Source organism: Saccharomonospora iraqiensis subsp. iraqiensis (assembly GCF_000430445.1).
GTDB lineage: Bacteria > Actinomycetota > Actinomycetes > Mycobacteriales > Pseudonocardiaceae > Saccharomonospora > Saccharomonospora iraqiensis.
In genome coordinates this window covers 11,816-15,209 of record NZ_KE387047.1, presented here as the reverse complement: position 1 = coordinate 15,209, position 3,394 = coordinate 11,816, and the positions used below count along the sequence as shown (strand labels likewise).

Sequence of the window (3,394 nt, the reverse complement as noted above, 5' to 3'; positions counted from 1 at the left end):
GCCCCGGTGACGGACCCGCGCCGCAGCGGGCGGGCGAGCAGGCGCGCCGCCGCGACCGCGTCCTGCACGGCCAGGTTGATCCCGACACCCCCGATCGGGGACATCGCGTGCGCGGCGTCCCCGAGACACAGCAGGCCCGGCACGTGCCAGCGGGTGAGCCGGTCGAGGCGGACGTCGAGATGTTTCACCCGGTCCATCGTGGTCAGTTCGTCGACGCGGTCGGCGAGCCCGGGCAGGACCGCGGCCACCTCCCGGCGGAACGCCGTGACACCGCGGGCACGCAGCGCGGGGTCGGCCCCTTTCCGGTCGATCCAGGCGATCTGGTGGTAGCCCTCCCGCGGGATCACGATCGCGAACCGGCCGTCGCCCGCCCGCGGTGTCAGGGACGTCTCGTCCCCGGGACGGCGGCTCAGCCGGAACCACCACGCGTCGATCGGCACCGGCGCGGCGACCGGGTGCAGTCCCGCCTGCGCGCGGGTGGGTGAGCCCCGCCCGTCGCAGGCCACGGTGAGGTCGGCCCGCACGGTCCCGGTGGTGCCGTCCGCGGCGCGGTAGCGCACCCCGGCGACCCTGCCGTTCTCCCGCAGCAGTCCGGTGACCTCGGTGGACATCCGCAGGGTGAACGTCGGTTCGTCCGCGCCCGCGTCGGCGAGCAGGTCGAGGAAGTCCCACTGCGGAGTGATGGCGACGTACGGGTGGCGGGTGCGCAGCCGGGTCAGGTCGCCGACCACCACGCGGCCGCCGTCCGGGAACGGGAAGGCGATCTCGGTGAGCCTGGTCTGCGGCAGCCGGGCGAAGCGTGCACCGAGGCCGAGCTCGTCGAGCAGGGTCAGCGTCGAGGGATGCACGGTGTCGCCGCGGAAGTCGCGCAGGAAGTCCCCGTGTTTCTCCAGCACCGTCACGGCGATGCCGGCGCGGGCGAGCAGCAGGGCGAACACCATCCCGGCCGGGCCGCCGCCGACGACGACACAGGTGGTCCGTCCGTCTCCGGTCACCGCCGGCCTCCCGGGTTCCTCGGTCGCTAATTCATCAGACGTTGAATAACTTCACGATGCACGGATTCGCCGCCGCCGTCAAGGGCGATAGGCTGAGCACGCTATGAGTGAGACGAAGCCTGTACGCGCCCGCTTCTGCCCCTCGCCGACCGGGGTCCCGCACGTGGGACTCGTCCGGACGGCCCTGTTCAACTGGGCCTTCGCCCGGCACCACGGCGGCTCGCTGGTGTTCCGCATCGAGGACACGGACGCGGCCCGGGACAGCGAGGAGTCCTACGAGGCCCTGCTGGACGCCCTGCGCTGGCTCGGTCTCGACTGGGACGAGGGGCCCGAGGTGGGGGGCGAGTACGGGCCGTACCGGCAAAGCGAGCGGGGCGAGCGCTACACCGACGTCGCGCGCCGTCTGCTCGAGGCGGGCGAGCTGTACGAGGCCTTCTCCACCAACGAGGAGGTCGAGCGGCGTCGGCGCGAGGCGGGGCAGGACCCGCAGCTCGGCTACGACAACTTCGACCGCGACCTCACCGAGGAGCAGAAGGAGGCCTTCCGGGCCGAGGGGCGCAGTCCGGTACTGCGGCTGCGGATGCCGGACACCGATCTCACCTGGACCGACCTGGTGCGTGGCGAGATCACCTTCAAGGCGGGCACGATCCCCGACCCGGTGTTGGTGCGGGGCAACGGAACCCCGCTCTACACCCTCACCAACCCGGTGGACGACGCGCTCATGCGGATCACCCACGTGTTGCGCGGCGAGGACCTGCTCCCGTCCACCCCGCGGCAGATCGCGCTGTACCGGGCGCTGATCCGGATCGGGGTCACCGACTTCGTCCCCGAGTTCGGTCATCTCCCGTCCGTGCTGGGGGACGGCAGCAAGAAACTGTCCAAACGCGACCCCAAGTCGAACCTGTTCCACTACCGGGAGCGCGGTTTCGTCCCCGAGGGGCTGTTGAACTACCTGGCGCTGCTCGGCTGGTCGATCGCCGACGACCGGGACGTGTTCACCGTGGACGAGCTCGTCGACGCGTTCGAAATCACGAAGGTCAGCGCCAACCCCGCGCGGTTCGACGAGAAGAAGGCCGAGGCGATCAACGGCACCCACATCCGCGCGCTGGAGCGGGACGACTTCGTGCGGCGGAGTCTGCCCTACCTGCACGCCGCCGGGGTGCTGCCGCAGGACCCGGACGAGACGCGACTCGCGACACTGCGGGGCATCGCCCCGCTGGTGCGGGAGCGGGTCGCCGTGCTGTCCGAGGTCCCGGATCTCGTGTCGTTCCTGTTCGTCGACGAGGACTCGTTCGCCCCCGAGGAGGCCGCGGCGACCAAGCACCTCGGGCCGGACGCCGAGCCGGTGCTGCGTGCCGCGCTCGGGGCGCTGGAGGCGGTGACCGAGTGGCGCAGCGACGACATCGAGGCGGCGCTGAAGCAGGCACTGGTCGACGGGCTCGAACTGAAGCCGCGGAAGGCGTTCACGCCCGTCCGTGTCGCCGTGACCGGGCGCACGGTCTCGCCGCCGTTGTTCGAGTCGATGGAACTGCTCGGCCGACAGGTCTCGCTCGGGCGACTGCGGCGCGCGCTCCCGGGTCACGCAGCGTAGAAACCTGGACCGAAACAGAGGCGGTCTTATCACCTCATAAGGCGAATCGAGGGCGCCGAAAGTCCCCTAGCCTCGCGTGGTGGCTTTCCCGCTTGGCTCCCCGACGGCATCGCACGCCTCCGAACTCGACGGTTCCGGCCCCTGGGCGCCGCCCGAGTTGCGCGTGGTGTGTCTGGACATCGACGACACCCTGATCGACTTCTCCGCGGCGGGACGACGGTCACTGGAGTCCTTGCTCGGCCGGACGGATCTGTGGCCGTTGTGGGAGCGGATCACCGACGAGCACGTCGCGCGGGTGGTCGCGGGTGAGCTGGATTACGCCCGGATGCACCGCACCCGGACCCGGGCGTTCCTCGCCGAGCTCGGCGTCGCGGTGGCGGCCGACGAGGCCGCGCGGTTCGAGACGCGCCGTCAGGAGTTGCTCCGCCGCTGCTGGCGGTTGTTCGACGATGTCGCCCCCTGCCTGGAGTGGCTCACCGCCGCCGGGGTGCGGCTCGCCGCCGTGACGAACGCCTCAGGTGCGCACCAGCGCGACAAACTCGACGATCTGGGGCTGGCCGGATTCTTCGACCACGTGGCCATCGCCGGCGAGCTCGGGGTGGCCAAGCCCGATGCGGCGATGTTCCACCAGGTCTGTCACACCCTGGCCTGCGCGCCCGCACAGGCGGTGCACGTGGGCGACAAGCTCCGCACCGACGCGCTGGGCGCCCGGGACGCGGGTCTCGGGGCCGTGTGGCTGCACCGCGCGGGTGCGCCCCGTCGGGACGGCACGGAGAGCGTGGATGGCGCGGTGGGTGCGGACGGCACG

3 protein-coding genes are annotated in these 3,394 nt (G+C 71.7%); 2 read left to right on the top strand and 1 reads right to left on the bottom strand.

Annotation, left to right across the window (positions count from 1 at the left end; translation table 11 throughout):
- The coding region (locus ACTIR_RS21520) for an FAD-dependent oxidoreductase (RefSeq protein WP_065388535.1) at positions 1 to 941 on the bottom strand (941 nt) is incomplete at its 3' end.
- 157 nt (positions 942 to 1,098) lie between these two features.
- Here ACTIR_RS21520 and gltX point away from each other — a divergent pair.
- Positions 1,099 to 2,586 carry a glutamate--tRNA ligase gene (gltX, locus tag ACTIR_RS0103645; RefSeq protein ID WP_026453258.1) on the top strand — a complete coding sequence of 496 codons (1,488 nt, stop codon included), beginning with the start codon at positions 1,099 to 1,101 and terminating at the stop codon, positions 2,584 to 2,586.
- Positions 2,587 to 2,752: 166 nt separating this feature from the next.
- On the top strand, positions 2,753 to 3,394 hold a 642-nt coding region (locus ACTIR_RS21515; RefSeq protein ID WP_084789302.1), incomplete at its 3' end, for an HAD family hydrolase.